The sequence below is a fragment of the Actinoplanes ianthinogenes genome, assembly GCF_018324205.1.
Lineage (GTDB): Bacteria > Actinomycetota > Actinomycetes > Mycobacteriales > Micromonosporaceae > Actinoplanes > Actinoplanes ianthinogenes.
Map to the genome: position 1 here is coordinate 9516158 of NZ_AP023356.1, position 25230 is coordinate 9541387.

Consider the following 25230-nt stretch of genomic DNA (forward strand, 5'->3'; position numbering starts at 1 on the left):
CCCGGCCCCAAACGGATCTGCTGACGGCAGAGTCAGTCGTCGTCGGCGCCCAGGAAGGTCTCCACGGCCTCGACCACCAGAGCGTGGTCCTCCGCCTGCGGAAGACCGGAAACGGTCACCACGCCGACCACCCCGACCCCGGGCACCCGGATCGGGAAGGCACCGCCGTGCGCCGCGTACCGGATCGGCTCGACGCCCATCGCCTCGTTCAGCTCCCGGCCCTTGGCCGCCAGCTCGCGGCCGACCCGGTACGACGAACTGGCGAACCGGTACACCACCCGGACCTTGCGCTCGATCCAGGTGTCGTTGTCGGCGGTGGAGCCGGGCAGCCCGGCGTGGAACAGCTGCTGCTGACCGCGGCGGACGTCCACCGCGACCGGCAGGCGGCGCTCGGTGGCCAGGTTGACCAGCAGGCAGCCCAGGGCCCAGGCGTCGGCCTCGTCGAAGCGGGGGAAGACCAGGCGCCTCTCCTGCTCTTCCAGATCGGCGATCAGTTGCTGCAACTCGTCGCTCATCAGCCCATTCTTATCTGGTCGGCGCCGAGCTTCACGATCAGGGCGAGCACCACGATCAGCAGCACGATCCGGACGAAGCCGGAACCCTTGCGCAGCGCCATCCGGGCGCCGACGACCGCGCCGGCGATGTTGCAGACCGCCATGCCGGCACCGAGCCACCAGTGCACGTGCCCGGTGGCCGCGAAGACGATCAGCGCGCCCAGGTTGGTGCCGGTGTTGACGAGTTTCGCCATGGCCGAGCCGTGCACGAAGTCGGCGCCGACGATCGTGGTGAACGCCAGCACCAGGAACGTGCCGGTGCCCGGCCCGATCAGCCCGTCATAGGCGGCGATCAGGCCACCGGCGACCGCGACCGCCAGGCCACGGCGCAGCGGGGTGCGTTTCTCCATGTGCTCGGCCAGGCCCATGGCCGGGCGCATGGTCACGAAGACCGCCACGGCGATCAGCACGACCAGCACGATCGGCCGGTACACCGTCGGCGAGATGTGCCCGGCCAGCAGCGCGCCGCAGCCGGCGCAGACCAGGGCCAGGGCCGCGGACGGCCCGGCCACACCCCAGTCGATTTTCGTACGCCGGGCGTAGGTGACCGCCGCGGTGCTGGTGCCGCAGATCGCGGCCAGCTTGTTCGTGCCCAGTGCGGTGGGCAGGGGAAGCTGCGGGGCGGCGACCAGCAGAGCCGGCAGCAGCAGGAGCCCGCCACCGCCGACGACCGCGTCGACCCAGCCGGCCGCGGCGGCCGCCACCAGGAGCGTGACGATCACTTACGGCCGCGCACCTTCTGGAGCCAGAGACCGAACATCGCGCCGACGATGAAGATCAGCATCGTGCAGCAGAGTGCCTTGGTGAACATCGGCGCTCCTCGTGGTCAGGGGTGTTCCTCTCGCAGGAGGTTACACAGCCCGCTGACCACGTCGTCCGCGACGGCCAGCAGCTTGTCCAGCTCGGCGGCGGCCGCCAGGTTCGGATAGACGAAACTGGCCCGCCCGTCCGCGATGTCGGCGGCCGGGCGGCCGACGGCGTTGAGCGCGTTCAGCATGGCCGCGGTGACGTGCGGGGCCAGGCTGCCGGACAGGTCGTAGCCGAGACCGCGCCGCGGATCCAGGTGCAGGTCACCGGGCAGATCCGGCGCCTCGACCGTGATCACCAGCGACAGCACCGTGCTGCCGTGGTCGATCTCGAGCTCGGACTCGAACCCGGAGTCGACCACCGCGGAGACCACCGCCGCGCTGGCCTGCCGCTGCCGGAACTTCCCGTGCGCGGCGCCGCGCTGGCGCAGGTTGGGCAGCGTGGCGAGCCGCCCCACCGGCACCGCCGGGACGAGGGCGGCCGGCAGCCAGGTCCAGCGGCGCGCCTGCGCCTGCTCGCGCAGCCGCCGCACGCCCTGCCCGGATTTCCGCAGCTTGCCGACCTCCTTGCCGGCCATCCCGAACGCGGTCACGCCCCGCACCACCAGGGCGCCGAGCCCCAGCGCCGCGCCGATCACCGCCCACTCCATACCGGCCCCTCTCGTCGACCCCTTGATCTGTACCGGACGCGGTCAACCTCGCATCGCCGGGGCCGGTAGGGTCGGCGGGTGCGCCTGGCCACGTTCAACCTGTTGCACGGCAGGTCGCTGTCCGACGGCACCGTCCACGCCGACCGGGTCCGTGCCGCCGTCGCCGACCTCGACGCCGACGTGCTCGGCCTGCAAGAGGTCGACCGGGCCCAGCCGCGTTCCGGGCACCTGGACCTGACCGCGCTGGCCGCCGACGCGCTCGGCGCGCCCGCGCACCGCTTCGCCGCCGCGGTCGTCGGCACCCCGGGCCAGACCTGGCAGCCGTGGCACGCCGAGGCCGACGCCGCGCATCCGCAGTACGGGATCGCCCTGGTCAGTCGCTTCCCGGTGCAGCGCTGGCAGATCACCGAGTTGCCCGGAGCGCCGATCCGCTCGCCCGTGCTCACCCCGGACGAGGGATTGTTGCTGCTCAAGGACGAGCCGCGGGTGCTGCTGGCCGCGGTCCTGGAGACCCCGCACGGCCTGCTCAGCGTCGGCACCACGCACCTGTCGTTCGTCCCGGGCTGGAACGTGCGGCAGCTGCGCCACGCGGTCCGCGCGATGCGGGCGCTGCCGGCCCCGCGGGTCCTGCTCGGCGACCTGAACATGCCGGCCGGCCCGGTCCGCGCGTTCACCGGCTGGCGGCCCCTGGCCCGGGCGGCGACGTTCCCGAGCACCTGGCCGCGCACCCAGCTGGATCACGTGCTGGCGGATCCGCGGGGGCGGCGGCGCTGGGCCGGGTGGTCCAGGTCCGCACCCCGCATCCGCCGGTCTCCGACCACCGCCCGCTGGTGGTCCGGATCGACCGCTGACCCGGGCCCGCGCGACATCGCGACGAGAACAGGCGGGGGTATGACGGCGACCGGTGCGTCGGTGACGAACCGGGTGCCGTGGGCGGCATGCAGGATCGTGTTCCCCGCGAAGCACTAGTCCACAAGGGCAGTCTTCGGCCGACTTCCGTGTTGCCTGTCGGGCGGAGGTCCCGATCTTGTCACCCGGGCACCCGATTGTCCCGGCCGCTGCCTCCGGATTGACTGCTCGCGGCTGCCTGCCGTGGGTGACCGCTGACCGGGAGATCCTTCGTTGTTCATCGTGACGCACCTGCGGAGCGTGCTGAATGCCGCCGTTGTCACCCTCGTGTTGTTCGTGACCGGGGCGGTGGTGATCTCGCCGGCCAGCGCGGCGAACTTCGACACGATGACGTTGCCCGGCAACGGGACGCTGCGGGTCTCCATCTCCACCCGGCCGGCCGGCGAATACGATCCGCGCTGGCTGATGTTCCGCAGCGGCTCGGACGACTCCACCATGCTGTGCGACACGGGCTACTGCGCGGCACGCCAATGGACCACTCCGTACGAGCGGAGGGGATCGATCTTCGATTTCACGCTGGGAGAGAACGACGGCAGCGTCGAGTTGTCGAACGACAACGAATTCTCGGTTGTCTTCGACGGATCCGGCGAATGGACGTTCACCCGGCGACTGGCCGATGGGGTGAATCCCTCCCACTTCGATTACACGGTGCGGGTGACGTTCCAGGAAGGCGTTCCGGCGCCGGACCCGACGCCCACGCCTACGCCGACCACGCCGCTGACGATGACCGTCACGCCGACGGCTTCGGAACTCGGCGCGGCCTTCGACGTCGCCGGGTTCACCGCGCGGCTCACCGACGAGGCCGGCAAGCCGTGGACCGGTGTGTTCGTGTCGTGGCGGGTGATCTCCGGGCCGGACATCGGGCTCAAGGGCGCGGATGTCACCGACGGTGACGGCGTCGCGAGCATCGCATACTCACGGGCAACGGGTTCCTACACGGCCCCGTCGAGTACCGACGAGCTGGTCTTCTGGTACGAGCAGATCAACAACGGCGAGCCTGACCAGTCCGAACCGCAGGCCGCCGCGTCCTGGACGTTCGAGGCCGCCACCCCGCGGTTCAGCTGCCCCGACAACGGTCACACCGGCCCTGTCCTGCTGCCGAAGGTCGACGTCGAGCCGCCCGCGCTGCTGCATGCGGTCAAGCCTTTCACCATCGAGTACGGGAACTTGCCGCTGACCTTCACCACCGGTGTCGCCCGCTCGGGCATCTACTGCACGACCACCTCGAACGTCGGGCACCTACCGGTGAACGTGGTCTTCCCGGTCGCGGGCGTGCCCTACCACCAGCACGTCGCCGACAGCGTCGCCACCGCGACCCTGGACTTTCTGCCCGCCGCCACGGCCGACCCGCCGCGGTGCGACTTCGGCGTGCTGAAACGCGTGCACAACGCCATTCAGAACGGCATCTTCACCCCGCCGCCGGGCACCAACGACTGCCTGCTCAATGCCCGGAGCAATGCCTCCAGCCACGCGGTGATCGCACGCTGGACCAACCCCGGCTTCGCCGAGTACGTGACGCTCGGTGGCGTCGACAAGCGGGTCTTCGCAACCCGGCCGCTGACCTACTACGTCGATCTCGAAACGCTCTTCGGTGCCCGGGACATGGCCTTCGACGACCTGGTCCAGCAGGTGGAGACCTTCTACCACCTGACCCTGATCGCCAGCCTGCCGATCATCGACACGATGGCAGTGGTACAGGACCCGCCCGCGCGGATCAGCGTCACCGACGCCGCCGGCAACACCGTGGGCCGGCTGCCGGACGGTTCGCTGGCGACCTACGACAACGCCGGATACGCCGAGATCGGCGACCGGTCGATCGCGGTGATCTCCGGGCCGGCCGCGGGAGGGTACCGGGTCGTGGCCGCCGGGGGCGCCGGATCGACGTACAGCGTGGACTTCGTGATCGTCAACGGCGGTGCCTCGCCGCCGACCGTGGACAGCGTGCGGGGCACGATCGGCGCCGGTGGCACCGCCACGTCGGCGTTCCATGTCGTCGACGGCGCCGTGACTTCCTCGGCCGCCGCGGTCAGCGGTGGTGGCCAGAGCGCGGCCGTCGGGCGTACGTTTGCAAAACCGCTGGTGGTGAAGGTTACTGACGCGGCCGGGGCGCCGATGCCGGGCCGCACGGTGACGTTCGCGGTGGCGGCCGGTTCCGTCTCGTTCGGCGGGAAGGGATCGGTCACCGCAGTGACCAATGCTCAGGGGCTCGCCACCAGCCCGCCGGTGCTGGCGGGTAGCCGGGTCGGCGGCGGGCGGGTGAGTGCGACGGTCGGCACGGCCGGCACCAGCTTCGCCCTGAACGTGGTCGCGGCGGCCGACGTGTCGCTCCGGTTCGGATCGGTCAAGGCCGTCCGTGCCGGAAAGAACCTCCGGGTCACCGTCACGGTGACGAACTCCGGGCCGTCCGCGGCGTCGGCAGTCTCCACCGTCGTGACCTTGCCGAAGGGCGTTGCCCTGATCAGCGCCGGTGGCGGCCGCAGGAGTGGCGCTACGCTGCGGTTCAGCACCGCGACCATACGGGTCGGCGGCAAGGTGACCTATACGTTCACGGTGCGGCCGGGACGCGTCACCCCTCGCGGCGCCAAGCTGACCGCGAAGGTCGCGTCGGCCGTCGCGGATCCGCGCTCCACCAACAACACGGCGAGGTCGGGAGCGGTCAAGCGCTGATCCGGTCAGCGGGCAGGCGGGCAGGTCGGCGACCTTCTGCCGCACGGGTTGCCGTGCGGCAGAGGTGATCTCACCGGTAGCGGGCCGGCCCGTTCGCCGGCGGCCCGCTGTGCTCGGTGCCCGTCAGTTGCGAGTGGGCTTCGCCGGCCGCAGATAGACGTCTTCCAGGCCGTCCTCCGGGTCCCACTGCTCCCCGATCTTCTTGAACCCGAACCCCTTGATCGTCGCCCGCGACCCCACGTTGTCCGGCCGGATGCTGGCCCGCACCGCCGTGACCCGCGGATCCGCGTCGGCTCGGTCGAGCAGCGACCGCAGCATCGCCTTCGCATACCCCTGACGGCGGTGACCCGGGTCCACCGAGTAGGCCACCTCGACCACCCCGTCGCCGTCCGGCGGCCCGTGGAAGCCGCCGTGCCCGACGACGATCCCCTCCGGCTCGGCGAGGGCGGGCCGCGCGATCCACTCGGCGGCCTCGGGGTTCTTGGTGATGTCCTCGAGCCGGATGCGCCACAGCCAGTTCTCGTCGATCAGGTACTGGCTCAGCGGGGTTCCGGCGGCCTGGCTGGCGGCGTCCAGGTCACCCTCGACGAGGGCGGCCAGAGCGGCGGGGGGCAGCTTCACGAATCGGATGGCCGGCATGCGGCGATGATCACACAACGTGGCGGAGCGCCGCTATTTCTATTGCGCACAACTTAATTGTGTCCTACTGTTCTGGGCATGCGGGAGAGCACGGCACTGGACCAGATGATCTGCTTCCAGCTCTATGCGGCCAGCCGGGCGATGACGGCGCTCTATCGGCCGTTGCTCGACCCGCACGGGTTGACGTATCCGCAATATCTCGTCCTGCGGGTGCTGTGGCACGACGGCCCGACTACGGTGCGTGACCTCGGGCGCACCCTGCATCTCGACAGCGGCACCCTGTCGCCGCTGCTCAAGCGCCTGGAGGCGCAGGGCTGCCTGACCCGTTCCCGGGGCGCCGACGACGAGCGGACCGTGCTGGTCAGCCCGACCGAGCACGGCATGCGGCTGCGCGACGAGATCGGCGATCTCACGCAGGCGCTGCTCTGCTCGGTCAACCTCAGCGTCGACGAGCTCGCACAACTGCACCACCTGCTCATCCGTGCCCGCGGCTGACCCGCCGCGCACGACATCCCTCGAAAGGGGCACCCCCGCATGACCGCGATCTACACCGCGTCCGCGACCGCGACCGGCGACGGCCGCAACGGCCACGTCCGCTCCAGCGACGGCGTCCTCGACTTCGACCTGGCCATCCCGAAGGAGATGGGCGGCCCCGGCGGCGCGCTGACCAACCCGGAGCAGCTGTTCGCGGCCGGCTACGCGGCCTGCTTCCACAGCGCGCTCAAGCGCGTCGCCAGCGCGCAGAAGGTGACGCTCACCGACACCGCGATCACCGTCGACGTCGGCATCGGCCAGCTGCCCAGCGGCGGCTTCGGCCTGTCCGCGACGATCGAGGCCGAGCTGCCCGGACTGCCCGAGGAGCAGGCCACCGCGCTGCTCGAGGCCGCGCACCAGCTCTGCCCGTACTCGAACGCCACCCGCGGCAACGTCGAGGTCCAGCTCACCCTCGCCTGATCAAAACCCGACAGCGGTCCGCACCCCCGGTGCGGACCGCTGTGCTCGTCGCCCGCCAGTTTCCGGTACGCCCGGAGCCCGCTCGATCGACACGCCGGTGCGGACGTCGCGCCCATTACAGTCGGCGCATGTCCGTGGAGGCGATGGGAGCCCTCGAGGCCGCGTCGTGGGGACTGCTCGGCGGATTGATCGTCGAGGTCCTGGAGTACTCGGCGGCGATCCGGCGCAGCCGGGGCCGGCCCTGGCGCCGCCGCGGCGAGCCCGGCTTCGGCCCGTCCCTGGTCGCCCTCCTGCTCCGGCTCGCCGCCGGCGCCGGATTGGCCGCGGCTGCCGCGGCCGGCCGGCAGATCAGCGGGGGGTTCGCCGCCCTCGCCCTCGGCGTCACCGCGCCCCTGGTGGTGGAGAAGGTCCTGGGCCGGGCCGGCACCCACGAGATACCGCCGGCGGACCAGCTCCCGGCCGGAGAAGCGGACCGCTCCGATGGGCCGTGAAGCGCACTTCGGCCGCCGGATGCGCGCCCTGGCCCGCGACACCGCGGCCTTCGGCCGGCACCTGCTGCGCCTTATTGCCCGCTGTCCCCCACATGTGGGCCGCCGCCCGGAGCAGACCCTGCCCCGCGACACCCCCGACGCCGGCCGCCGCTCGCCGCGCACCCCGCCCAGCGACACACCGGACCACGGCCACCCGGAGCAGACCCCGCCCCGCGACACCCCCGACGCCGGCCGCCGCCCGCCACGCACCCCGCCCAGCGACACACCGGATCACGGCCGCCATCCGGAGCAGACCCTGCCCCGCGACACCCCCGACGCCGGCCGCCGCTCGCCGCCCAGCGACACACCGGATCACGGCCGCCATCCGGAGCGGACCCCACCCCGCGACACCCCCGACGCCGGCCGCCGCTCGCCGCGCACCCCGCCCAGCGACACACCGGACCACGGCCGCCGCCCGGAGCAGACCCCGCCCCGCGCCACCCCGGACTTCGGCCGACTCCTGCTCCGCGCCCTGGCCCGCGACACCCTGGCCTTCACACCGGCCCGGATCCCCGGCAGGCGCACCGCGAGACGCAGGGTGCTCGACGCGCTGACCCGGCGGACCCCCGCGTTCACCGGCCGCCCGGCCACACCGTGCCTGGCCGGCGCCCGCCTGACCCGGCTGAACCTGCCGGGCGCCGACCTGTCCGGCGCGGATCTGCACGGTGTGCACGCCGAGCACACCGGCCTGCCCGGCGCCGATCTGACCCGCGCCGGCCTGCGTGCGGCCCACCTCGGCGCGGCCGTGCTCCCCCGCGCCGACCTGACCGCGGCCGACCTGCGCGACACCGATCTCCGCGAGGCCACGCTGGCCCGTGCCGTTCTCACCGGCGCCGACCTGCGCAACGCCGACCTGCGCGACGCCACGCTGACCCGCGCCGACCTCACCGGCGCCGACCTGCGCGGCAGCACCCTGCGCGGCGCGGTGCTCAAACGCGCCGACCTCACCGGGGCACACGCCTCACCGGCCGACCTGACCGGCGCCGACCTGACCAAGTCCTCCCTGCACGGCGCCGAGCTGCACGCTACCGACCTGACCGGGGCGCGACTGCGGGGCGTGCTCGGCGACAGCCAGACCGACCTGACCGGCGCCCGGCTGCGGCACGCCGACCTGACCGAGGCCGGCCTGCCCGGCGCCGACCTGACCGGCGCGGATCTCACCGGGGCGCAGCTCGACTCCGCCGATCTCAGCGACGCGACGCTGACCGGCGCCCGGCTCACCGGCGCGGGACTGGCCGGGGCCGTGCTGTCCTCCGCCGACCTCACCTCGGCCGACCTGCGCGGCGTCACCGGCGACCAGGTGGACCTGACCAAAGCGGCGCTGACCCGCGCGGACCTCAGCGGCGCCACCCTGCCCGGGGTCGGCCTGTATTGGGCCAGGCTGGGCCGCGCCACCCTGCGCGACGCGGCGCTGGACGGGGCCCTGGCCGCCGAGGCACACCTCGAAGGCGCCGACCTGAGCGGCGCCCGGCTGCACCAGGCGGACCTGTTCCGGACGGACCTGACCCGGGCGGTCCTGCGCGGCGCCCGGCTCACCGAGGCCCGGCTGGTCGAGGCCCGGCTGACGTTCGCCGTGCTGGACGGCGCCGACCTGTCCCGGGCGGCCCTCGCCTCGGCCAACCTGGTCCGGGCCGGCCTCGTCGGGGCGACCCTGGACGGCGCCACCCTCACCGGGACCGACCTGACCGGGGCGGACCTGTCCCGGGCCGGCCTGGTGGATGTCGTCGGCCGCGACGCCACCCTGTCCCGCGCCCGGCTGGCCGGGGCGGACCTGACCGGCGCCCTGCTGGTCAACGCGAGCCTGCGCAACGCCGATCTCAGCGGCGCCCTGCTGACGCACACCGCCCTGGTCGGCGCGGACCTGCGCGGGGCGATCCTGGCCGGCGCCCGGGAGCTGGAACTGAGCGAGCTGACCGGCGTTCGCTGGGACGTGCGCACCGAGTGGCCGGCGGCGATGGCCGGCGACCTGCGGCGGCGTTCGACCGAGACCCGGCCCGGCGAGTTCCGGATCCTGCCGCCGCTGCCCCCTGAACGGGGGATCGTGCGCGGCTGAGACCCGGCGCCCCGGCACGGCCGTGGGCGGCGGCGGGCTCCGGGCGTACGAAAATAGGGGTTTTGATCTGCTCGATGCCTGTCAGAATGCGGGGCGTGAGTGCGACGTTGGTGGTGGCGTTCCTGGTGACGGCGTTCCTGCTGAGCATCGTGCCGGGGCCGGACATGTTGTTCATCGTGGCCAACGCGACCGTCGGCGGCCGGCGCGCCGGGGTGGTGGCCGCCGCCGGGATGTCGACCGGGCTGGCCGGGCACAGCATGGCGGCGGCGTTCGGGCTGTCCGCGCTGGTGCGGGCCGCGCCGGAGGCGTTGACGATCGTGCGGATCGTCGGGGCGGTCTTCCTGGTATACCTCGCGGTCGGCTCGTGGCGCGCGTCGCGGGACAGCTCGCTGACGGCGCCCCAGGTGCCGCGCCGGTCACTGTCCAGGATCTACGCGATGGCCACGCTGACCAACCTGGCCAACCCGAAGATCCTGCTGTTCTATCTCACCTTCCTGCCGCAGTTCCTGACGCTCGGCGACGGCGCCTGGCCGGTGTGGGAGCAGTTGCTGATCCTCGGGGCGCTGTTCATCGTGGTCGGCTTCCCGGTCGACGCCGTGGTCGGCCTGACCGTGGGCAGTGTCGCGGACCGGCTGATCCGGCGCCCGGCCGTGCGGCGCCGGCTGGACCGGCTGTCCGCGCTGGTCTTCGGCGCGCTCGCGGTGCGCCTGGTGACCGACACTCGCTGAGCCGCCGGCCGCGCTCAGTCCTGGCGGCGGGCACGCAGCAGCTCGGCGAGACGCTGGGCGGCTCCCGGGTCGCGGCGGAACAGGACGGCGATCAGCACGGCGAACGCGCCGGCGCCACCGGACGCGAGCGCCCACTCCGGGACGGCGCCACTGCTGATCAGGGCGGCACCGCCACCGGAGGCGGCGAGCGCCTCGGCGAGCCGGCGCGGATCGGTGCCACGGATCGTCCGGGCCAGGGCACGGCGGCGTTCGCGCAGGCCGGGACGGTCCAGGGAGTCCAGGGCGGCGCAGGCCAGACCGGTCAGCTCGGCGCCGAGCTCCGGCTTGCCGAGGTCGCGGGCGAGCGGCACGTGGAAGGTCAGCGAGTCCAGCGAGGCGCGGCGGCGACTCGCGGCCGGCAGCGGGGCGAGCGTCCGCAGGTTGTGCAGCCGGTCCGCGACGGTGACCAGGGCCAGGTCCGCCTCGACCGGGCCGGCGCCCCGGACGGACCGATCGGTGAGCTGCTCGACCAGCGCGCCGATCCGCGGCCCGAACTCCGCGTGCACGGCCGACGCTGGAACCGGGGCGTCCTCGATGACGTCGTGCAGCAGGGCCGCGCAGACCGCGTCGGTCGTGCCGCCCTGCTCGGCGACGATCCCGGCGACCTGCACCGGGTGGGTGATGTAGCGGTCGCCGCTGACCCGCTTCTGACGGCGGTGGGCCCGGTCGGCGAACTCGTACGCGTGCCAGACCAGGGGGATGTCCCGATGGCGACCGGAGTCACTGAGAGTGCGGATGGTGTCACCGATAGTGGCGCTCATGCATCGAGGGTAAGCGGCGGCCTCACGCGCGGGGTAGCGCCTGGGCGGCCTGGTCGAGGGCGGAGCGGGCGTCCGCCGCCACCACCTCGGGAGGGCGGGGCGCGTCGATGAACACGTCGGTGACCACGCCGCCGGCGACCCGGACCCGCACGCAGTGGCCCGGCCCGGTGAACTCGTCGGCGTACGGGCGCGCCCGGCCCATCGCCGTCAACTGCCGGTCCGCCCGGTCGAGCGCGTCCCGCAGCCACGCGAGCCACCGCTCGTCGGTGACGTCCGGCGCGGCGGCCGGACCGGCGCCGTGCACCAGCCGGGCCGCCATCCGCTTCAGCAAAGCCTGCCGATACGCCCCGAGAATCGCCGCGGCCAGCGCGTCCACTCCCGGGAACCGTCCGGCGATCTCCACCCCGGACACCCCGCCCTCGGCCGTCACCCGGACCTTGACGACACCGGCGTCGTCCACGCCGAACTGCTCGGCCCCGGGGCGCAGGTCAGGTCCGAGGGCCGCGACCACATCGCCGACCCGGATCCGGGGCAGGCCCGGCACGTCGTCTCGCATGGCTTTCCTGTCTGCTCGGTTCTCCCCCACGGAAACCGCGGCGGGCTGATCCGCGTTGACAGGAAGCCGACATGATGCGATCGACGCGAATTCGACCGCCGCCGATGAACCGGCGGCGGCCGGCCGGTGTGAGAGTCGGGCCGCTCAGACCGAGCGGGCCGCGTGCCGGCCCGCGGCGCGGCCGCTGAACAGGCAGCCGCCGAGGAAGGTGCCCTCCAGCGCGTTGTACCCGTGCACCCCGCCGCCGCCGAACCCGGCGACCTCCCCGGCCGCGTACAGGCCCGGCAGCACCTGCCCGCCGGCGCCGATCGCCCGGGAGTCCAGGTCGGTCTGGATGCCGCCGAGCGTCTTGCGGGTCAGAATGTGCAGCTTCACGCCGATCAGCGGCCCGGCGGCCGGGTCCAGGATCCGGTGCGGCGCCGAGGTACGCCCGATCCGGTCCCCGAGGTAGCGCCGCGAGTTGTAGATCCCCTGCACCTGCGCGTCCTTGGTCACCTTGTTGGCCAGCTGCCGGTCCCGCGCCTCGATCTGCGCGCGCACGTGCCCCGCGTCCAGCAGCGGCGTGCCGGTCAGCTCGTTCATCCCGGCGATCAGCTCGTCGAGCGCCGGGGCCACCACGAAGTCCGCCCCGTGCCGCTTGAACGCCTCCACCGGCCCGGGCGCGCCCTTGCCCATGATCCGGCCCTTGAGGAACACCTTGCGGTCCTTCGCGGTGATGTCCGGGTTCTGCTCCGACCCGGAGAGCGCGAACTCCTTCTCGATCATCCTCTGGGTGAGGATGAACCAGGAGTGGTCGTGCTCGGCGAGGTCCGGCGTGGTCCGCAGGTAGCGCAGCGTGCCGAGGGTGTCGTAGCTCGGGTAGTACGGCTGCGGCAGCCGCCGGCCCAGCGCGTCGAACCACATCGGCGAGGGCGCCGACAGGATCCGGATGCCGTGCGCCGGCCAGATCGGGTCCCAGTTGCGGATGCCCTCGGTGTAGTGCCACATCCGGTCCCGGTTGACCAGGCGGACCCCGGCGTCCTCGGCGATCTGGAGCATCCGCCCGTCCACGTAGGCCGGCACCCCGGTGATCATCGACCTGGGGGCGGTACCCAGGCGGGCCGGCCAGTACTGCCGGACGAGGTCGTGGTTGGCGCCGATGCCGCCGGTGGTCACGATCACCGCCTGCGCGCGTACCTCGAAGTCGTTGACCTCGTCCCGGTTGGAGGGCATGCCACGGGCGGCGTCGTCGTCGGCCAGCACCTTGCCGCGGACCCCGACCACCGTGCCACCCTCGACGATCAGCTCGTCGACCCGGTGCCGGTGCCGGAACTCCAGCAGGCCCTGGTCCGCGGCGCGGTGCGCGGACGCGGCGAACGGCTCGACCACGCCGGTGCCGGTGCCCCAGGTGATGTGGAAGCGCGGCACCGAGTTGCCGTGCCCGCCGGCGCGCAGGTCACCGCGCTCGGCCCAGCCCGCGAACGGCAGCCAGGTCAACCCCATCCCGGCCAGCCAGGACCGTTTCTCGCCGGCGGCGAACTCGACGTACGCCTGGGCCCACTTGACCGCCCAGGAGTCCTCGTCGTCCAACCTGTCGAAGCCGGCGCTGCCGCGCCAGTCGCTCCACGCCAGCTCGACGCTGTCGCTGATCCGGGCCCGCCGCTGCTCCGGGCTGTCGACGAAGAACAGCCCGCCGAACGACCAGAACGCCTGCCCGCCGAGGTTGGCCGCGTTCTCCTGGTCGATCAGGATCACCCGTTTCCCGGCGCTGGTGATCTCATGGGCGGCGGCCAGGCCGGCCAGCCCCGCGCCCACCACGATGACGTCCACGGCAGCTCCTCACGGTGATCCAGACCACTTCGATACACGAATGTATCGGATACACGAATGTATGGAAAGGCTATGCTGAGCGCCATGGTCACCCGCCGACGAGCCGAAACCCGCGGCCGGCTGCTCGACGCCGCCCTGCACGTGTTCGCCGCCAAGGGCTGGGGCCAGACCCGCATCGAGGAGATCTGCGACGCCGCCGGCTACACCCGCGGCGCCTTCTACTCGAACTTCGACAGCCTCGACGAGCTGTTCTTCGCCCTCTACGACGAGCGGGCCGACCTGATCGCCGCCCAGGTGACCACGGCCCTGGCGCACCCCGGCCCGGACCTGCACACGATCATCGCCCGGGTCGCCGACACCCTGCTGCTGGACCGCGACTGGCTGCTGATCAAGACGGACTTCCTGCTGCACGCCGCCCGCCACCCGCAGGTCGCCGGCCGGCTCGCCGAGCACCGCGCCGCCCTGCGCACCGCCATCGAGCAGCGCCTGGCCACCCTGCCGCTCGCGGTGCCGGACGTGCCGGCCGCGGCCCGCGCGGTGATCGCGGCCTACGACGGGGTGACCGTCCAATTGCTGCTCGACGGTGACACCGACGCGGCCCGCGCCTGGCTCACCCAGCTGCTGACGGCACTGTTGATCCGGTAAATGTGTCGTCGCTCGCCCCGCACAACCCTGCGCGGACACCTCGGCCGTTCGACGCGACAATGGTGGGGTGCCGCAGCCGACACCCACCGCCGACCCGGCCCGGACCCGCGCGGATCTTGAAAACATCCGCCCTGACCTGGTCGAACGTTTCGATGCGGCACTGCCCGGCGCCCGCGCCGCGATCCTGCGCCGGCTGCGGCTGGCCATCGAGCGCGAGCCGCTGCCCGGCGCCGTCTACGCCGAGATGGACCCGGTCGAGCTGGCCGCGAAACTGTGGCCCGGCACCGCCTTCGTCACCGAGGTCGCCAACAGCGTCGCCAACCTCGCCCTGGCCCGCGCCGACGCCGTCGCGCCGTCGCTGACCGAGACCGACCTCGGCCGGATCGAGCAGTTCGAGACCGACGGGCACCCCCTGCACCCGGGCTGCCGCACCCGCGCCGGGATGACCGTCGCCGACGTGCTCGCCTACGCCCCCGAGCACCGCCCGGTGATCCGGCTGCGCCGCCTGCGGGTCCCGGCCGAGCGCTGGCACGGCACCGCCCAGCCGGTCCTGTACGCGCACCCGTGGCAGGCCGCCCGCCTGCTGCGGCAGTACCCGTGGCTGACCGACGCCGGCCCGACCCGCCCGATGCGGCCGCTCATGTCGCTGCGCACGGTCGCCCCGGTCAGCGGTGGCCCGCACATCAAGACCGCCGTCGACGTGCAGATGACCTCCGCGGTGCGGACCGTCTCGCCGGCCGCCGTGCACAACGGGCCGATCCTCTCCGCCGCCCTGCAGGAGATCACCGCCGACCTGCCGATCGACGTCCTCGCCGAGACCGAGGCCGGCGCCGTGATCACCGACGACGGGCCGGACCGGCGGCTGGCCCACCTGGTGCGGCGCGCGCCCCGGCTCGGGCCCGGCGAGCAGGCCGTGCCGCTGGGGATCTTCACGCACCACTTCCTCGGCACGGTCGACGACCCGTACGCCTGGCTGGCCCAGCTCACCGACCTGCTGTTCGCGCCGCTGGCGACGGTGCTGCGCCGCGGCGTCGCGCTGGAGGCACACGGGCAGAACACCCTGGTCGTGCTCCACGACCGACGCCCGGTCCGGATCCTCTACCGCGACCTCGGCGGCGTCCGCGTCCACCGCCGGCTCGGTCTCGGCCTGCACGGCGACCTGCTCACCGACGACCCGGTCCAGCTGCGCACCAAACTCGCCGCGGCCGCCCTCGGCACCGTCGCGAGCCAGCTCGTCGACGCGTTCGCGCAGCGGCACGGCGCCGAACCGGACCGGCTCTGGGCGATCGTCGCGGCCGGCCTCCGGGACACCCCCGAGCTGCTCACCGAACCGCTGCCGATCAAGGCGACCACCGCCATGCGCCTCGCCGCCGACCCGCTCGACGACATCTGGACATACCAGCCCAACCCGATGGCGGTGCACTCATGAGGTCCAGCCTCACCACCGGCCGGCTCGCCGCGGCCGCCGCGCACACCGAGGCCGCCCTGGCCGTGCACGCCCCGCACCTGGTCGCCGGGTTCCTCGACAACCTGCCGGTCGCCGCGGACACCGTGGGACGCCGGCTGCGCGGCGCCCTCGCCCGGGAGGGGCTGTCGCAGGACACCGACGGCACCCGGCACGCCTTCAACCGGATCGAGTTCGACCGCGCCGGCGTGGCCGACCCCGTCGATCTGCTGGCCGGCATCGACGCGCCCGGCTTCGCCGCCGAGATCCGCAACGCGGTGATCAACCTGGCGATCGCGCTGTCCCGGCCCGGACCGGTGCCCGGCGGCGACGCCGACGAGGCGGCGATCGCCGGGGAGCGGCTGGCCATTTCCGGTCACAACCTGCATCCGTGCGGGCGGACCCGGCTGGGCTGGGACACCGGCGACGTCCTGGCCCACGATCTCGAGGCGGGCCACACGGAGATCCGCTTCATCGCGGTCCGTGACGAAGCGCATCTCGGCGACGATTTGAGCGCACTACATCCCGACATTCCGGCTTCGGAACCGGGCTTCCGCCTCCAGCCCGTCCACGCCTGGCAACACGCACTCGTCACCGAGCGCTACCAGAGTCTGTTCACCGACGGCACCCTGCGCCACGTCGAAGGACACCTCGACGCCGTCCCCACCGCCGCCCTGCGCACCCTGCTGCTGCCACCCGCCGCCGACGGATCCCGGCACTACCTCAAGGTCTCCCTCGACATCCAGGTCACCTCCACCCGCCGCAGCATCTCGGTCGCCAGCACCCGCAACGGCCCGGCCGTCTCCACCCTGCTGCGCCGGCTCGCCGCCGACGAGCCGTCGTTGCTGCTCATGGCCGAGACCGCCGGCGCCGCCGTCCCACCCGGCCGCGATCTGTCCGCCATCCTGCGCGACGGCCTCACCGGCCGCCTGCGGCCCGGCGAGGAGGCGATCGCCGGCAGCGCCCTCCCCTACCGCCTGGACGAGCTCGTCCACCGGCACGGCGGCGGTCCGGCCGGCTGGCTCACCGACTACACCCGGTTACTCCTCCCGCCGCTGCTGCGCCTGGCCACCCACGGCGTAGCCCTCGAAGCCCACTTGCAGAACTGCCTGCCCACGTTCCTCGACGGCCGCCCGCACCGGCTCGCCCTGCGCGACTTCGCCGGCCTGCGCCTGCACCTGCCGCGACTCGCCGCCGCCGGACACCACGTCGACCTGTGGCCCGGCTCGGTCGTCGGCACCGACGACCCCGCGATCATGCGCGCCAAGCTCGGCTACACCGCCTTCCAGGCACACCTGGGCGAGCTCGTCCTGCACCTCGACCTGGCCGAGTCCGCTGCCTGGCGACTGGTCCGCGACATCGTCGACGAGACCTACGACAGCCTGGACTCGCCCGCGGCACGGGCCGACCACGCCGCGTTCACCGCGCCGGCCGTCCCGCACAAAGCCCTGGTCCGGATGCGCCTGGCCGGCGACGGCGACATCTACCTCCCGGTGGAGAACCCGCTGCATGTCTGAGCTTCCCGCGCACGTCGCCGCGGCGCTGCGCCGCCTGCCGCCGCCGGCCTGCGCCTACCTCTACGACACCGCCGCGCTGCGCCGGCAGGCTGATCACTTACGGTCCGCGCTGCCACCTCGGACCAGTTTTCTGTACGCCGTGAAAGCCAACGGCCACCCTGCCGTCGTGCACACCCTCGCCACCGCGTGCGACGGCCTGGAGGTCGCCTCCGGCGGCGAACTCGACCTCGCCGTACGGGCCGGCGCCCGCCGCATCGCCTTCGGCGGCCCCGCCAAGACCGACGCCGAACTGGCCGCCGCGGTCCGCGCCGGCGCCCTGCTCAACGTCGAGAGCCGCCACGAACTCGACCGCCTCGCCGGCCTCGGCCTGCACGCCGACATCTGCCTGCGGATCAACCGCAGCACCGTCGGCGTCACCGGCAGCCACGCCATGACCGGCACCCCGACCCCGTTCGGCATCGACGAGCACCAGCTCCCCGCCGTCCTCGGCGCGCTCCCACCCGGCCTGTCCGTGATCGGCTTCCACCTGCACGCGGTCTCCAACAACCTCGACGGCGCCGCGCACGCCGCATTCCTCGGTGACGCCCTCGACTGGTCGATCACCACCGCTCTTGCGTACGACCTGAGCCTGCGCGTGGTCAACGCCGGCGGCGGTCTGGGCGTCGACTACACCTCCACCGCCTCGATCGACCTCACCCCGCTGTCCCGGGTGACCGTCCCCGACGGCGTCGAGCTGATCCTGGAGCCGGGCCGCTACCTCGCCGCCGACGCCGGCTACTACGCCGCCGAGGTGCTCGACCTGAAGACCACGCACGGCCGTACGTTCGCGGTGCTGCGCGGTGGCACCCACCACTTCCGGCTCCCGGCCGCGTGGGGCTACAGCCACCCGTTCACGGTCCTGCCGGTCGATGCCTGGGACCGGCCGTACCCGCGCCCCGCCGTCACCGACACCCCGGTCGACGCGGTCGGCGAGCTCTGCACCCCGCGCGACGTGCTCAGTCGCGGCCAGCACGTCTCCCGGTTGCGCGCCGGTGATTTGCTGGTCTTCGCCCGCGCCGGCGCCTACGGCTGGGACATCTCCCACCACGACTTCCTGCGCCACCCACCCCCGGACTTCGTCATCCTCTGAGGTCACTTCGACGTCCGCACACGCCGCCGGCTCGCCGCCCCCGGCGATGAGCTGATCGCTCCTGGGCGCGATGGGCGTCACCAGCCTCGGGCCACGATGACGCCGCTGGCCTCGATCCCGGCCGCACCGACCTCGGTGACCCACCACTCCCGGCGGCGACCATGCCGACGGCTCGCCGCTTTCTCCGCGCCATGACGTCGCCGGCTGCGGTGAGATGCCGACAGCTCGCCGCTTTCTCCGCGCCATGACTTCGCCGGCTCACCGCTCCCAGCCGTGAGACGCCGACAGCTCGCCGCTTCTGGACGTCAGGACATCGCGGACCGCGTCGGGCAAGCGCGCCGTGACTCGCTCAGGAGGCGCTGTCCCGGGCCAGTTGCGCGCAGGCCAGAACGGTCCCGGCTGCGGCCAGCAGGAGCAGGCCGACCGCGACGGCGCTCGCCACGTCCGGCCCGGTGTCGATCGCCACCGCGACGGAGTAGAACACGCCCGGCTCGACCGGCTCCGGACGGTTGCGGGAGGCGGTGTCGGCGGCCTGCCACGCCAGCACCGCCAGCACGGTGACCCCGGCCGCCACGATCGGGATCGCGCCATCCCGGCGGAACTCGCGCCGCATCACCCACAGATAGCCGCCGGCCAGCACGCCCGCCGCCATCGCCACGTTCGTGAACGACCCGAACAGCGGGAGGAGCACCAGCAGGAACAACGCCAGCAGCGTCACGGCCACCGGCACCGGAAGCGCCCGCAACCGCCGCCGGGACAGATACACCCCGGCACCGGCCAGCGCCCCGAACCCCAGCGTCAGACAGGCCGCCACCAGCAGGTGCCGCTGGAACTGCGCACGCTGCCAGGCCGGATCCCGGAACCGGGCGACCAGCTCGGCCGTGTCCAGTCCGACCGGATCCTGGAACCGCGCCGACAACTCGGCCACGCCCAGCCCGGCCGGATCCGTCCACGCACTCACGTGGACGACCACCGCGGCGGCGAACAGCGCCAACCCCGACCACAGCAGCACCCGGAAGACCGGCGACGCCCCGCGCACCTCGGGATGCAGGGCGAGGACCACGAACACGACCAGGCACCCGCCCGCGGTCGCCACCGGCGAGCCGAGCAGCCCGCCCGCCACGGCGACCAGCGCGCCACCCGCCAGCAACAGCCCCGTCGTCCGCGAAAGCATCCGGACAGATTAGGCAGTCGACTCCCGATCCGCTGTCCCCGGCAGGAGCGCGTCGACCGACAGCACGGTGTCGAAGTTCGGGGCGAGTCGCGTCTTGGTCAGCGCGAAGGCGATCCCCCGGGCCGGGTCGGCGTAGGCGTAACTCCCACCGCCACCGGGCCAGCCGAAAGCCACGGAACCCTCCTCCGGCGGTGCGCCGATCCGGCCGAGTGGGAAGCCCAGGGACAGTCGGGTGGGCGTACCGAAAACTTGATCGACGCCTGCGAAAGCGGGCCGGGACAGGCGAGCGGACCGTGCCGGATCCATCAGGTCGCCCTGCAGGATCGCATTGAACAGCGCGGCCAGGCCGTGCGCGGTGGCGACGCCGACCGACGGGATGTCGGCGCGCAGGATCTCGGCCCTGTTGCCGAAGTCGGCGCTCGGCCGGCCCTCCCAGGGCGCGAGGATCGCGGTCTCACCGGCCGGCCAGCCGGGCGCCTGCTCCAGGCGGGCCACGCCCGGCAGCGCCTCGTCCGGGACGCCGAAGAAGAGCTCACCCTCGATACCGAGCGGCTCGGTGATCCACTCACGCAGCAGGGCGTGCAGGGGTTTGCCGGTCGCACGGCGGGCCAGCTCGCCGACCAGGTAGCCGAAGGTGTACGAGTGATAGCCGGTCGCGGCGCCCGGACGCCAGCGCGGCTCGGCGGCGGCCAGCGCGGCACACACCCGGGACCAGTCGGGCAGCTCCGCCGGGGTGATCTCCCGCGGCATCGCCGGCAGGCCGGTCGTGTGGGTGAGCACGTGCCGCAGCGTCGTGGCGTCCTTGCCGTGCGCGCCGAACTCGGGCCAGAGGTCGGTGACCAGGCTGTCGTAGTCGAGGAACCCCCGCGCGACGAGCAGATGCGCGAGCGTGGCGGTCACGTTCTTGACGGCGGAGAAGCTGAAGATCGGCGTGGCCGAGCCGGGCACCCCGGCCACGGCGTCGACGACCAGCACGCCGTCGCGATAGCAGGCGACCTGCACACCGGTTTCCGCCCCGCGCGCGACGAGGGCGTCGAGGTGCTGCTGCACCCGTTCCTGAAGGTCGGTCACCGCCGGACTCATACCCGCATGCCGGTCGCCGCGAACCAGCTGCGGGCCGGGTCGAGCCAGCGGGTCAGGCGCAGGCCGGCGGCTTCGAGTTCGGCGGCGAGCTGCGGCTCGGTGAGACGGTACGCCTGGAAGCGCTGCGTCCAGTGCCGTCCGTCCAGGTCGTAGCGGACCTCGGCGGTCAGCCCGGTGGGCTCGGCCGACAGCAGCCGGACGGTTCCGAGGACGTCGCCGAGGTGACGGGAGCGTTCCCCGGCGCCGATCAGGTCGTCGAACCAGGTGGCAGGGAACCACTGGACCAGCAGCACGCCACCGGCGGCGAGGTGGCGGGCGCCCGTGGTCAGGAACTGCCGGCGGCGGACGGGTTCGACGGTGCTGATCAAGTTGCTGGGCAGCACGACGGCGTCGAAGGTCTCCCCCAGATCGGGCAACCATCCGGCGTGGCCTCGGTGTCCTCCATGGTGGTGCGCACAACCTCTAAGGCATCCTAGGACTCTAGGCAGTCTCCTTCTGGTCGGTCACGGCCTCGGTCTCGAGCATCGGCACCTTGAAGCCGACGAACCCGTAGACGATGTCCAGCACCGGGCTCAGCAGGTTGAAGAAGCAGAACGGGAGATAGGCCGCGGTCGAGACACCGAGCACCCCGGAGATGTACGCGCCACAGGTGTTCCACGGCACCAGCACCGACGTCACCGTGCCGGAGTCCTCGACCGCCCGCGACAGGGTCTGCGGCGCCATCCCCCGGCCGGCGAACTCCTCCCGGAACATCCGAGCCGGCAGCACGTCCGCCACATACTGATCGCCGGCGATGACGTTCAGGCCCATGCCGCTCGCGTTCACCGCGAGGATCAACCGGCCGCGGGTCGTCGCCCACCCGACGATCGGGGCCAGCAGCCGCCGCAGGAAGCCCGCGTGCTCCATCACCGCCGCGAACGCCAGCGCACCGAGCACCAGCCAGATCGTGGTCAACAGGCTCGCCATCCCACCCCGGGAGAACAGCTCGTCGATCCTCTCGTTGCCCGACTTGCTGACGAATCCGCTGGCCAGCGCGTCGAAGACGGCCCGGACCCCGGTCACGAAGGGCGACAGCGACGGATCGTCGACGAACCCGCTGACCGCCTTCCACTGCGTGAACGGCGCCAGCACCCCGGCGAACAGCGCCGAGCCCAGGATCGCCAGGAACGGCGGCGCCTTACGGATCGAGAACACGATGAGCAGGATCAGCGGCAGCAGGTTCACCACGGTCATGTGGAACTCGCCGGCGAGCGCACGCCGCGCCTCCTCGGTGCTCAGCGAGTCCCCGTGCTCCGCCACCAGGCCGAGGATCAGGAACGCCACGAGGCTGATGCCGAGCGCCGGGCCCGCCGTCCAGAACATGTTCTTGACGTGCTGCCCGACCGTGAGCCCGCCGCCGACCAGCTTCGGCACCAGGATCGTCGTCTCGGACAGCGGCGTCATCTTGTCCCCGAAGTACGCCCCGCAGATCACCGACCCCGCCGCGATCGCCGTCGACAGGCCCAGCACCTGCGCCATCCCGACGAACGCCACGCCGAGCGTCCCCGCGGTCGTCCAGGAACTGCCGGTGATCATGCCGACCAGCGCGCAGATCGCCGCCGACGCCAGGTAGAACCAGGCCGGGCTGAGCAGCCCGATCCCGTAGTAGACGATCGTCGGGATGGTCCCGGCCATGTTCCACGTGCCGATCAGCCCGCCCACCGCGAGCAGGATGAAAATCGCGCCGACCGCCGAGGTGACCCCGCCGACCGCGGCGTCGGCGATCGCGGCGACCGTGTGCCGGTTCTTGAACGCGATCAGGCTCGCGAACGCGGCGCTGACCAGCAGGGCGACCTGCAACGGCCCGTCCGTCGCGGCCACCCCGAACAGGATGATGGTGGAGACCAGCAGGGTGATCAGCACGACGATCGGCAGGACCGCGTCGAGCATCGACGGTTCTCGCGTACCGGTGTCCGTAGGTGGCGCTGCGTCAACGGTCATGGCCTGCTCCCGGCGGACGTGCCTGCCACCGACCCTTGGCCTGCCGGACACCTCCGCGACTCATCCCGGCCGAATGAATTTCATCCCGGTGATCGGCTCCGACGGTAGGGTGCCCGGATGACGATCGGCCTGGACGATTTCGACGCTCTGCGGAAACTGCTCGGGGACGCCCAGGTCGTCGGGATCGGCGAGTCGGCACACAACGTCCGGGAGTATCAGCAGGTCAGACAGCACTTGGTGCGATTCCTGGTGGAGGAGCTGGACTTCTCGGTGCTCGCCCTGGAGTCCGGCTTCAGCGAGGGCCTCCGGGGCGACCGCTGGGTGCGCGGGCAGGACGACGACGACCTCGCCGTGATCGCGGAGCAGGGTCTGACCTATGGCTTCGGCCGCACCGCGGAGACCCGGGAGCTGCTGACCTGGCTGCGTTCGCGGGGTGACATCGGGTTCGCGGGCCTGGACCTGCCCGCCGACCTGGGCTCGCTGCTGCCCGCGGTGGAGGGCGTGGCGCGCTACCTCGCCGAGGTCGATCCGGCCGCGATTCACCAGATCAACGACATTTTTGCGTACGCCCGGAGCTGGGCTCGCCCGTTCACGATGGCGGCGTTCAGTGCCTACCGCGAGACGGCGGCCGCCGATCGGGACGCGCTGACCCTGCTCCTGGGTGAGCTGGCCACCCGGATGGACGCGCTGCGCCCGCTGTACGAGCGGCGTGGCGGTGGGCCGGGATTCGCCACGGCCGGGCACGAGCTGCGCCTGGCGGTGCTGCTCGACCAGATGCTGCGGGCTCAGGTGGCGGCGGCCGGTGGGTCCGGGATCCACGCGGCGGTGAACGTGCGGGACGCGGCGATGGCCGAGACCGTGCGTCACCTGCGGCGGGACGGGCGCAAGGTGGTGATCTCGGCGGCGAACACCCACCTCCAGCGGATCCCGATCATGCTGGGCGGGACGTTCGAGGTGCCGGTGCTCGGTAGTCACCTCGTGGCGGAGCTCGGGGAGGCGTACACCTGCATCGGGGTCTCGGCCGTCAGCGGCCGGACACCGACCCGCCGCCCCGCGCCGGGCACCGAGAGCGGCGTCGAGGTCCGCACCGTCGACCTTGCCCCGCCGGCGCCCGGCAGCGTCGAAGCCTTCCTGCCGGTGGGCACGTCGGTGCAGGTCACCGACTTGCGGCCGCTGCGTGGTGCGCCTGATGGCCCGCAGCGTTTCCGTAACCTCGACGGCTACGTCGACCTGCCGGTGGCCGACGCCTTCGACCTGATCGCCATGGTCCCGCACCTCACCTGACCGGGCCTGCGCCGCGGTCTCTACGGGAAGACCGCGGCGCTGACCAGCGTGGCGACGACCCCGGTGACGGCCAGCGCGACCGGCAGCCGCCCGCGCCCCCGCAACGGCACGTTCACGCCGGCGAACATGCCGGCGAGCACGAGCAGGGCCACCGCGCCGAGCACGATCAGGAAGCCGGTGCCGTCGTCGACGACCGTGGGGTCCGCGACGATCCAGCCGGCCTGCGCCGCGATCGCATAGCCGCCGAGATAGACGAACGGCCAGCCCACCCCGGCGCACGCCCCGACGACGGCATTGCCGAGCACGCTCAGGAACCACGCCGAACCCCGTGAAACGATCACCGCCGAGAGGTTAGGAGCCGCACGCAAGCCCGCGGTCAGGCGGCCGCGGCGTCGTACCGGTCCCGGACGAACGACCCGAGCCGCTCCGCGAACGACTCCAGCGTCGGCGCCGCCGCGTGCCGCGAGTCCCAGACCGCGGCCAGCCGGATGCTCAGCCGCCGCCCGCCCACGTCGACCGCGAGCGGCACCAACCCGAACCGCGGATCGTCGGAGGCCACCGCGATCCCCCGCCCGGCCGCGGCGAGAGCCTGCGCCACCGTCCCGTTGGCCGCCTCGATCGACGACGAGTAGGACGCTCCGGCCGCGGTGATCGCCGCCTCCAGGGACTGCCGGGCGGTGAACGCGGCCGGCTGCACGATCAGCGTCGACGTCAGCAGCTCCGCGAGGGGGATCTCGCCGCGCCTCGCCCACGGGTGGTCCGCGTGCACGTACGCCCAGACCGGGAGCACCGCGAGCGGCAACGACCGATACGGATCAGGCGCCCGCACGGTGCCGATCGCCAGGTCGGCGCCGAGCCGCAGCGTCTCGGCCGGGGACCGCCCGTCGGCGCCGAGCACGTCCGCGGTCGGGTCCTCCGGGGCGAGGGTCGCGATGAACGGCGACACCACGTCGGTCAGCGTCACCGTCGGCGCCCCGATCGTCAGTCGTTCCAGACGGCCGGACGCGGCGACCATGGCCGCCACCCGCAGCCCGTCCACCCGGCCGAGCACGTCCCGGGCCAGCGGCAGCAGCGCCCGCCCGGTCGTCGACAGGTCCAGCCGCCGGCCGCTCCGGTCGAACAGCGCCACGCCGAGATCGCGCTCCAGCACCCGCAACTGCCGGGACAGCACGGGCTGGGTCAGGTGCAGCCGGACCGCCGCCGCGCTCACGGTGCCCGCTTCCGCGGTCGCGACGAAGTACCGCAACAGGCGCAGCTCCACTTATGCCTCCCGAGCATGAATCACAGGCCCAACAGGAACTGGACGAGCATACGCACTG

24 protein-coding genes and 1 pseudogene are annotated in these 25230 nt (G+C 72.9%); 12 read left to right on the top strand and 13 right to left on the bottom strand.

Annotated features, from left to right (window positions below; translation table 11 throughout):
* Nucleotides 1–32: 32 nt before the first annotated feature.
* The 3 genes from Aiant_RS43415 to Aiant_RS43425 form a co-directional block, all read right to left on the bottom strand.
* On the bottom strand, nt 33–515 hold the full coding sequence (locus tag Aiant_RS43415) for a heme-degrading domain-containing protein (protein WP_189330457.1): 483 nt from the start codon (nt 513–515) through the stop codon (nt 33–35).
* Nucleotides 515–1276: a sulfite exporter TauE/SafE family protein gene (locus Aiant_RS43420; protein ID WP_189330458.1), complete on the bottom strand. Its 762-nt coding sequence runs from the start codon at nt 1274–1276 to the stop codon at nt 515–517. Before Aiant_RS43420 ends, Aiant_RS43415 begins: the two co-directional genes overlap by 1 nt.
* 104 nt (nt 1277–1380) lie before the next feature.
* On the bottom strand, nt 1381–2010 hold the full coding sequence (locus Aiant_RS43425; protein WP_189330459.1) for a hypothetical protein: 630 nt from the start codon (nt 2008–2010) through the stop codon (nt 1381–1383).
* 78 nt (nt 2011–2088) lie between these two features.
* On the opposite strand from Aiant_RS43425, the pseudogene Aiant_RS43430 reads away from it, so the two are divergent.
* Nucleotides 2089–2861, top strand: a pseudogene (locus Aiant_RS43430) (endonuclease/exonuclease/phosphatase family protein).
* A 280-nt stretch (nt 2862–3141) separates the two neighbouring features.
* Nucleotides 3142–5586 (top strand): DUF11 domain-containing protein, encoded by a 2445-nt coding sequence (locus Aiant_RS43435; protein WP_189330461.1) that lies wholly within the window; start codon nt 3142–3144, stop codon nt 5584–5586.
* Between the two features lie 123 nt (nt 5587–5709).
* Here the strand turns inward: Aiant_RS43435 and Aiant_RS43440 are convergent, their stop codons facing one another.
* Entirely contained in the window at nt 5710–6225 is a 516-nt protein-coding gene (locus Aiant_RS43440) for a GNAT family N-acetyltransferase (protein WP_189330462.1), read from the bottom strand.
* A gap of 78 nt (nt 6226–6303) precedes the next feature.
* Here Aiant_RS43440 and Aiant_RS43445 point away from each other — a divergent pair, with 78 nt between their 5' ends.
* From Aiant_RS43445 to Aiant_RS43475, 5 genes are all read left to right on the top strand, one after another.
* Nucleotides 6304–6720 (top strand): MarR family winged helix-turn-helix transcriptional regulator, encoded by a 417-nt coding sequence (locus tag Aiant_RS43445; protein WP_189330463.1) that lies wholly within the window; start codon nt 6304–6306, stop codon nt 6718–6720.
* Between the two features lie 39 nt (nt 6721–6759).
* Complete coding sequence (locus Aiant_RS43450) at nt 6760–7179, top strand: organic hydroperoxide resistance protein (RefSeq protein WP_189330464.1); 420 nt, start codon at nt 6760–6762, stop codon at nt 7177–7179.
* A 128-nt stretch (nt 7180–7307) separates the two neighbouring features.
* Nucleotides 7308–7670 (top strand): hypothetical protein, encoded by a 363-nt coding sequence (locus tag Aiant_RS43455; RefSeq protein WP_189330465.1) that lies wholly within the window; start codon nt 7308–7310, stop codon nt 7668–7670.
* Entirely contained in the window at nt 7660–9762 is a 2103-nt protein-coding gene (locus tag Aiant_RS46350; protein WP_245006639.1) for a pentapeptide repeat-containing protein, read from the top strand. The genes Aiant_RS43455 and Aiant_RS46350 overlap by 11 nt, the downstream gene beginning before the upstream one ends.
* Before the next feature lie 95 nt (nt 9763–9857).
* Complete coding sequence (locus Aiant_RS43475) at nt 9858–10490, top strand: LysE family translocator (RefSeq protein ID WP_189330467.1); 633 nt, start codon at nt 9858–9860, stop codon at nt 10488–10490.
* A gap of 14 nt (nt 10491–10504) precedes the next feature.
* On the opposite strand, the gene Aiant_RS43480 is transcribed toward Aiant_RS43475, so the two are convergent.
* From Aiant_RS43480 to Aiant_RS43490, 3 genes are all read right to left on the bottom strand, one after another.
* Nucleotides 10505–11290 carry an HD domain-containing protein gene (locus Aiant_RS43480; protein WP_189330468.1) on the bottom strand — a complete coding sequence of 262 codons (786 nt, stop codon included), beginning with the start codon at nt 11288–11290 and terminating at the stop codon, nt 10505–10507.
* Between the two features lie 22 nt (nt 11291–11312).
* The gene (locus tag Aiant_RS43485; protein WP_189330469.1) at nt 11313–11846 is read right to left on the bottom strand and encodes a hypothetical protein; all 534 of its coding nucleotides are present in this window, start codon (nt 11844–11846) and stop codon (nt 11313–11315) included.
* 144 nt (nt 11847–11990) lie between these two features.
* Nucleotides 11991–13655, bottom strand: a complete 1665-nt coding sequence (locus Aiant_RS43490; protein WP_189330470.1) for an FAD-binding dehydrogenase — start codon at nt 13653–13655, stop codon at nt 11991–11993.
* 84 nt (nt 13656–13739) lie between these two features.
* On the opposite strand from Aiant_RS43490, the gene Aiant_RS43495 reads away from it, so the two are divergent.
* From Aiant_RS43495 to Aiant_RS43510, 4 genes are all read left to right on the top strand, one after another.
* On the top strand, nt 13740–14300 hold the full coding sequence (locus Aiant_RS43495) for a TetR/AcrR family transcriptional regulator (protein WP_212846822.1): 561 nt from the start codon (nt 13740–13742) through the stop codon (nt 14298–14300).
* Between the two features lie 67 nt (nt 14301–14367).
* Nucleotides 14368–15729, top strand: a complete 1362-nt coding sequence (locus Aiant_RS43500; protein ID WP_189330472.1) for an IucA/IucC family protein — start codon at nt 14368–14370, stop codon at nt 15727–15729.
* On the top strand, nt 15726–17261 hold the full coding sequence (locus Aiant_RS43505; protein ID WP_189330473.1) for an IucA/IucC family protein: 1536 nt from the start codon (nt 15726–15728) through the stop codon (nt 17259–17261). Before Aiant_RS43500 ends, Aiant_RS43505 begins: the two co-directional genes overlap by 4 nt.
* The gene (locus tag Aiant_RS43510; protein ID WP_189330474.1) at nt 17254–18390 is read left to right on the top strand and encodes a type III PLP-dependent enzyme domain-containing protein; all 1137 of its coding nucleotides are present in this window, start codon (nt 17254–17256) and stop codon (nt 18388–18390) included. The genes Aiant_RS43505 and Aiant_RS43510 overlap by 8 nt, the downstream gene beginning before the upstream one ends.
* A 349-nt stretch (nt 18391–18739) precedes the next feature.
* Here the strand turns inward: Aiant_RS43510 and Aiant_RS43515 are convergent, their stop codons facing one another.
* The 4 genes from Aiant_RS43515 to Aiant_RS43530 all read right to left on the bottom strand — a co-directional run bounded on the left by Aiant_RS43515 (nt 18740) and on the right by Aiant_RS43530 (nt 22627).
* Nucleotides 18740–19564 carry a hypothetical protein gene (locus Aiant_RS43515; protein ID WP_189330475.1) on the bottom strand — a complete coding sequence of 275 codons (825 nt, stop codon included), beginning with the start codon at nt 19562–19564 and terminating at the stop codon, nt 18740–18742.
* A 9-nt stretch (nt 19565–19573) separates the two neighbouring features.
* Entirely contained in the window at nt 19574–20635 is a 1062-nt protein-coding gene (locus Aiant_RS43520) for a serine hydrolase domain-containing protein (RefSeq protein ID WP_212846825.1), read from the bottom strand.
* Between the two features lie 8 nt (nt 20636–20643).
* Nucleotides 20644–21063 (bottom strand): hypothetical protein, encoded by a 420-nt coding sequence (locus Aiant_RS43525; protein WP_189330477.1) that lies wholly within the window; start codon nt 21061–21063, stop codon nt 20644–20646.
* A gap of 64 nt (nt 21064–21127) precedes the next feature.
* Nucleotides 21128–22627, bottom strand: coding sequence for a Na+/H+ antiporter NhaC family protein (locus Aiant_RS43530; protein ID WP_229830004.1), 1500 nt, complete (start codon nt 22625–22627; stop codon nt 21128–21130).
* 117 nt (nt 22628–22744) lie between these two features.
* On the opposite strand from Aiant_RS43530, the gene Aiant_RS43535 reads away from it, so the two are divergent.
* Nucleotides 22745–23911, top strand: coding sequence for an erythromycin esterase family protein (locus tag Aiant_RS43535; RefSeq protein ID WP_189330478.1), 1167 nt, complete (start codon nt 22745–22747; stop codon nt 23909–23911).
* A 20-nt stretch (nt 23912–23931) separates the two neighbouring features.
* On the opposite strand, the gene Aiant_RS43540 is transcribed toward Aiant_RS43535, so the two are convergent.
* Entirely contained in the window at nt 23932–24252 is a 321-nt protein-coding gene (locus tag Aiant_RS43540; RefSeq protein WP_189330479.1) for a hypothetical protein, read from the bottom strand.
* A gap of 35 nt (nt 24253–24287) precedes the next feature.
* On the bottom strand, nt 24288–25172 hold the full coding sequence (locus Aiant_RS43545) for a LysR family transcriptional regulator (protein WP_189330480.1): 885 nt from the start codon (nt 25170–25172) through the stop codon (nt 24288–24290).
* Nucleotides 25173–25230 lie beyond the last annotated feature (58 nt).

Bases quoted from the DNA above. Each gene is read 5' to 3' on its own strand.
- Aiant_RS43415 (WP_189330457.1), bottom strand. From the start codon at position 515: ATGAGCGACGAGTTGCAGCAACTGATCGCCGATCTGGAAGAGCAGGAG.
- Aiant_RS43425 (WP_189330459.1), bottom strand. From the start codon at position 2,010: ATGGAGTGGGCGGTGATCGGCGCGGCGCTGGGGCTCGGCGCCCTGGTG.
- Aiant_RS43440 (WP_189330462.1), bottom strand. From the start codon at position 6,225: ATGCCGGCCATCCGATTCGTGAAGCTGCCCCCCGCCGCTCTGGCCGCC.
- Aiant_RS43445 (WP_189330463.1), top strand. From the start codon at position 6,304: ATGCGGGAGAGCACGGCACTGGACCAGATGATCTGCTTCCAGCTCTAT.
- Aiant_RS43450 (WP_189330464.1), top strand. From the start codon at position 6,760: ATGACCGCGATCTACACCGCGTCCGCGACCGCGACCGGCGACGGCCGC.
- Aiant_RS43455 (WP_189330465.1), top strand. From the start codon at position 7,308: ATGTCCGTGGAGGCGATGGGAGCCCTCGAGGCCGCGTCGTGGGGACTG.
- Aiant_RS46350 (WP_245006639.1), top strand. From the start codon at position 7,660: ATGGGCCGTGAAGCGCACTTCGGCCGCCGGATGCGCGCCCTGGCCCGC.
- Aiant_RS43480 (WP_189330468.1), bottom strand. From the start codon at position 11,290: ATGAGCGCCACTATCGGTGACACCATCCGCACTCTCAGTGACTCCGGT.
- Aiant_RS43485 (WP_189330469.1), bottom strand. From the start codon at position 11,846: ATGCGAGACGACGTGCCGGGCCTGCCCCGGATCCGGGTCGGCGATGTG.
- Aiant_RS43495 (WP_212846822.1), top strand. From the start codon at position 13,740: ATGGTCACCCGCCGACGAGCCGAAACCCGCGGCCGGCTGCTCGACGCC.
- Aiant_RS43505 (WP_189330473.1), top strand. From the start codon at position 15,726: ATGAGGTCCAGCCTCACCACCGGCCGGCTCGCCGCGGCCGCCGCGCAC.
- Aiant_RS43510 (WP_189330474.1), top strand. From the start codon at position 17,254: ATGTCTGAGCTTCCCGCGCACGTCGCCGCGGCGCTGCGCCGCCTGCCG.
- Aiant_RS43515 (WP_189330475.1), bottom strand. From the start codon at position 19,564: ATGCTTTCGCGGACGACGGGGCTGTTGCTGGCGGGTGGCGCGCTGGTC.
- Aiant_RS43530 (WP_229830004.1), bottom strand. From the start codon at position 22,627: ATGACCGTTGACGCAGCGCCACCTACGGACACCGGTACGCGAGAACCG.
- Aiant_RS43535 (WP_189330478.1), top strand. From the start codon at position 22,745: ATGACGATCGGCCTGGACGATTTCGACGCTCTGCGGAAACTGCTCGGG.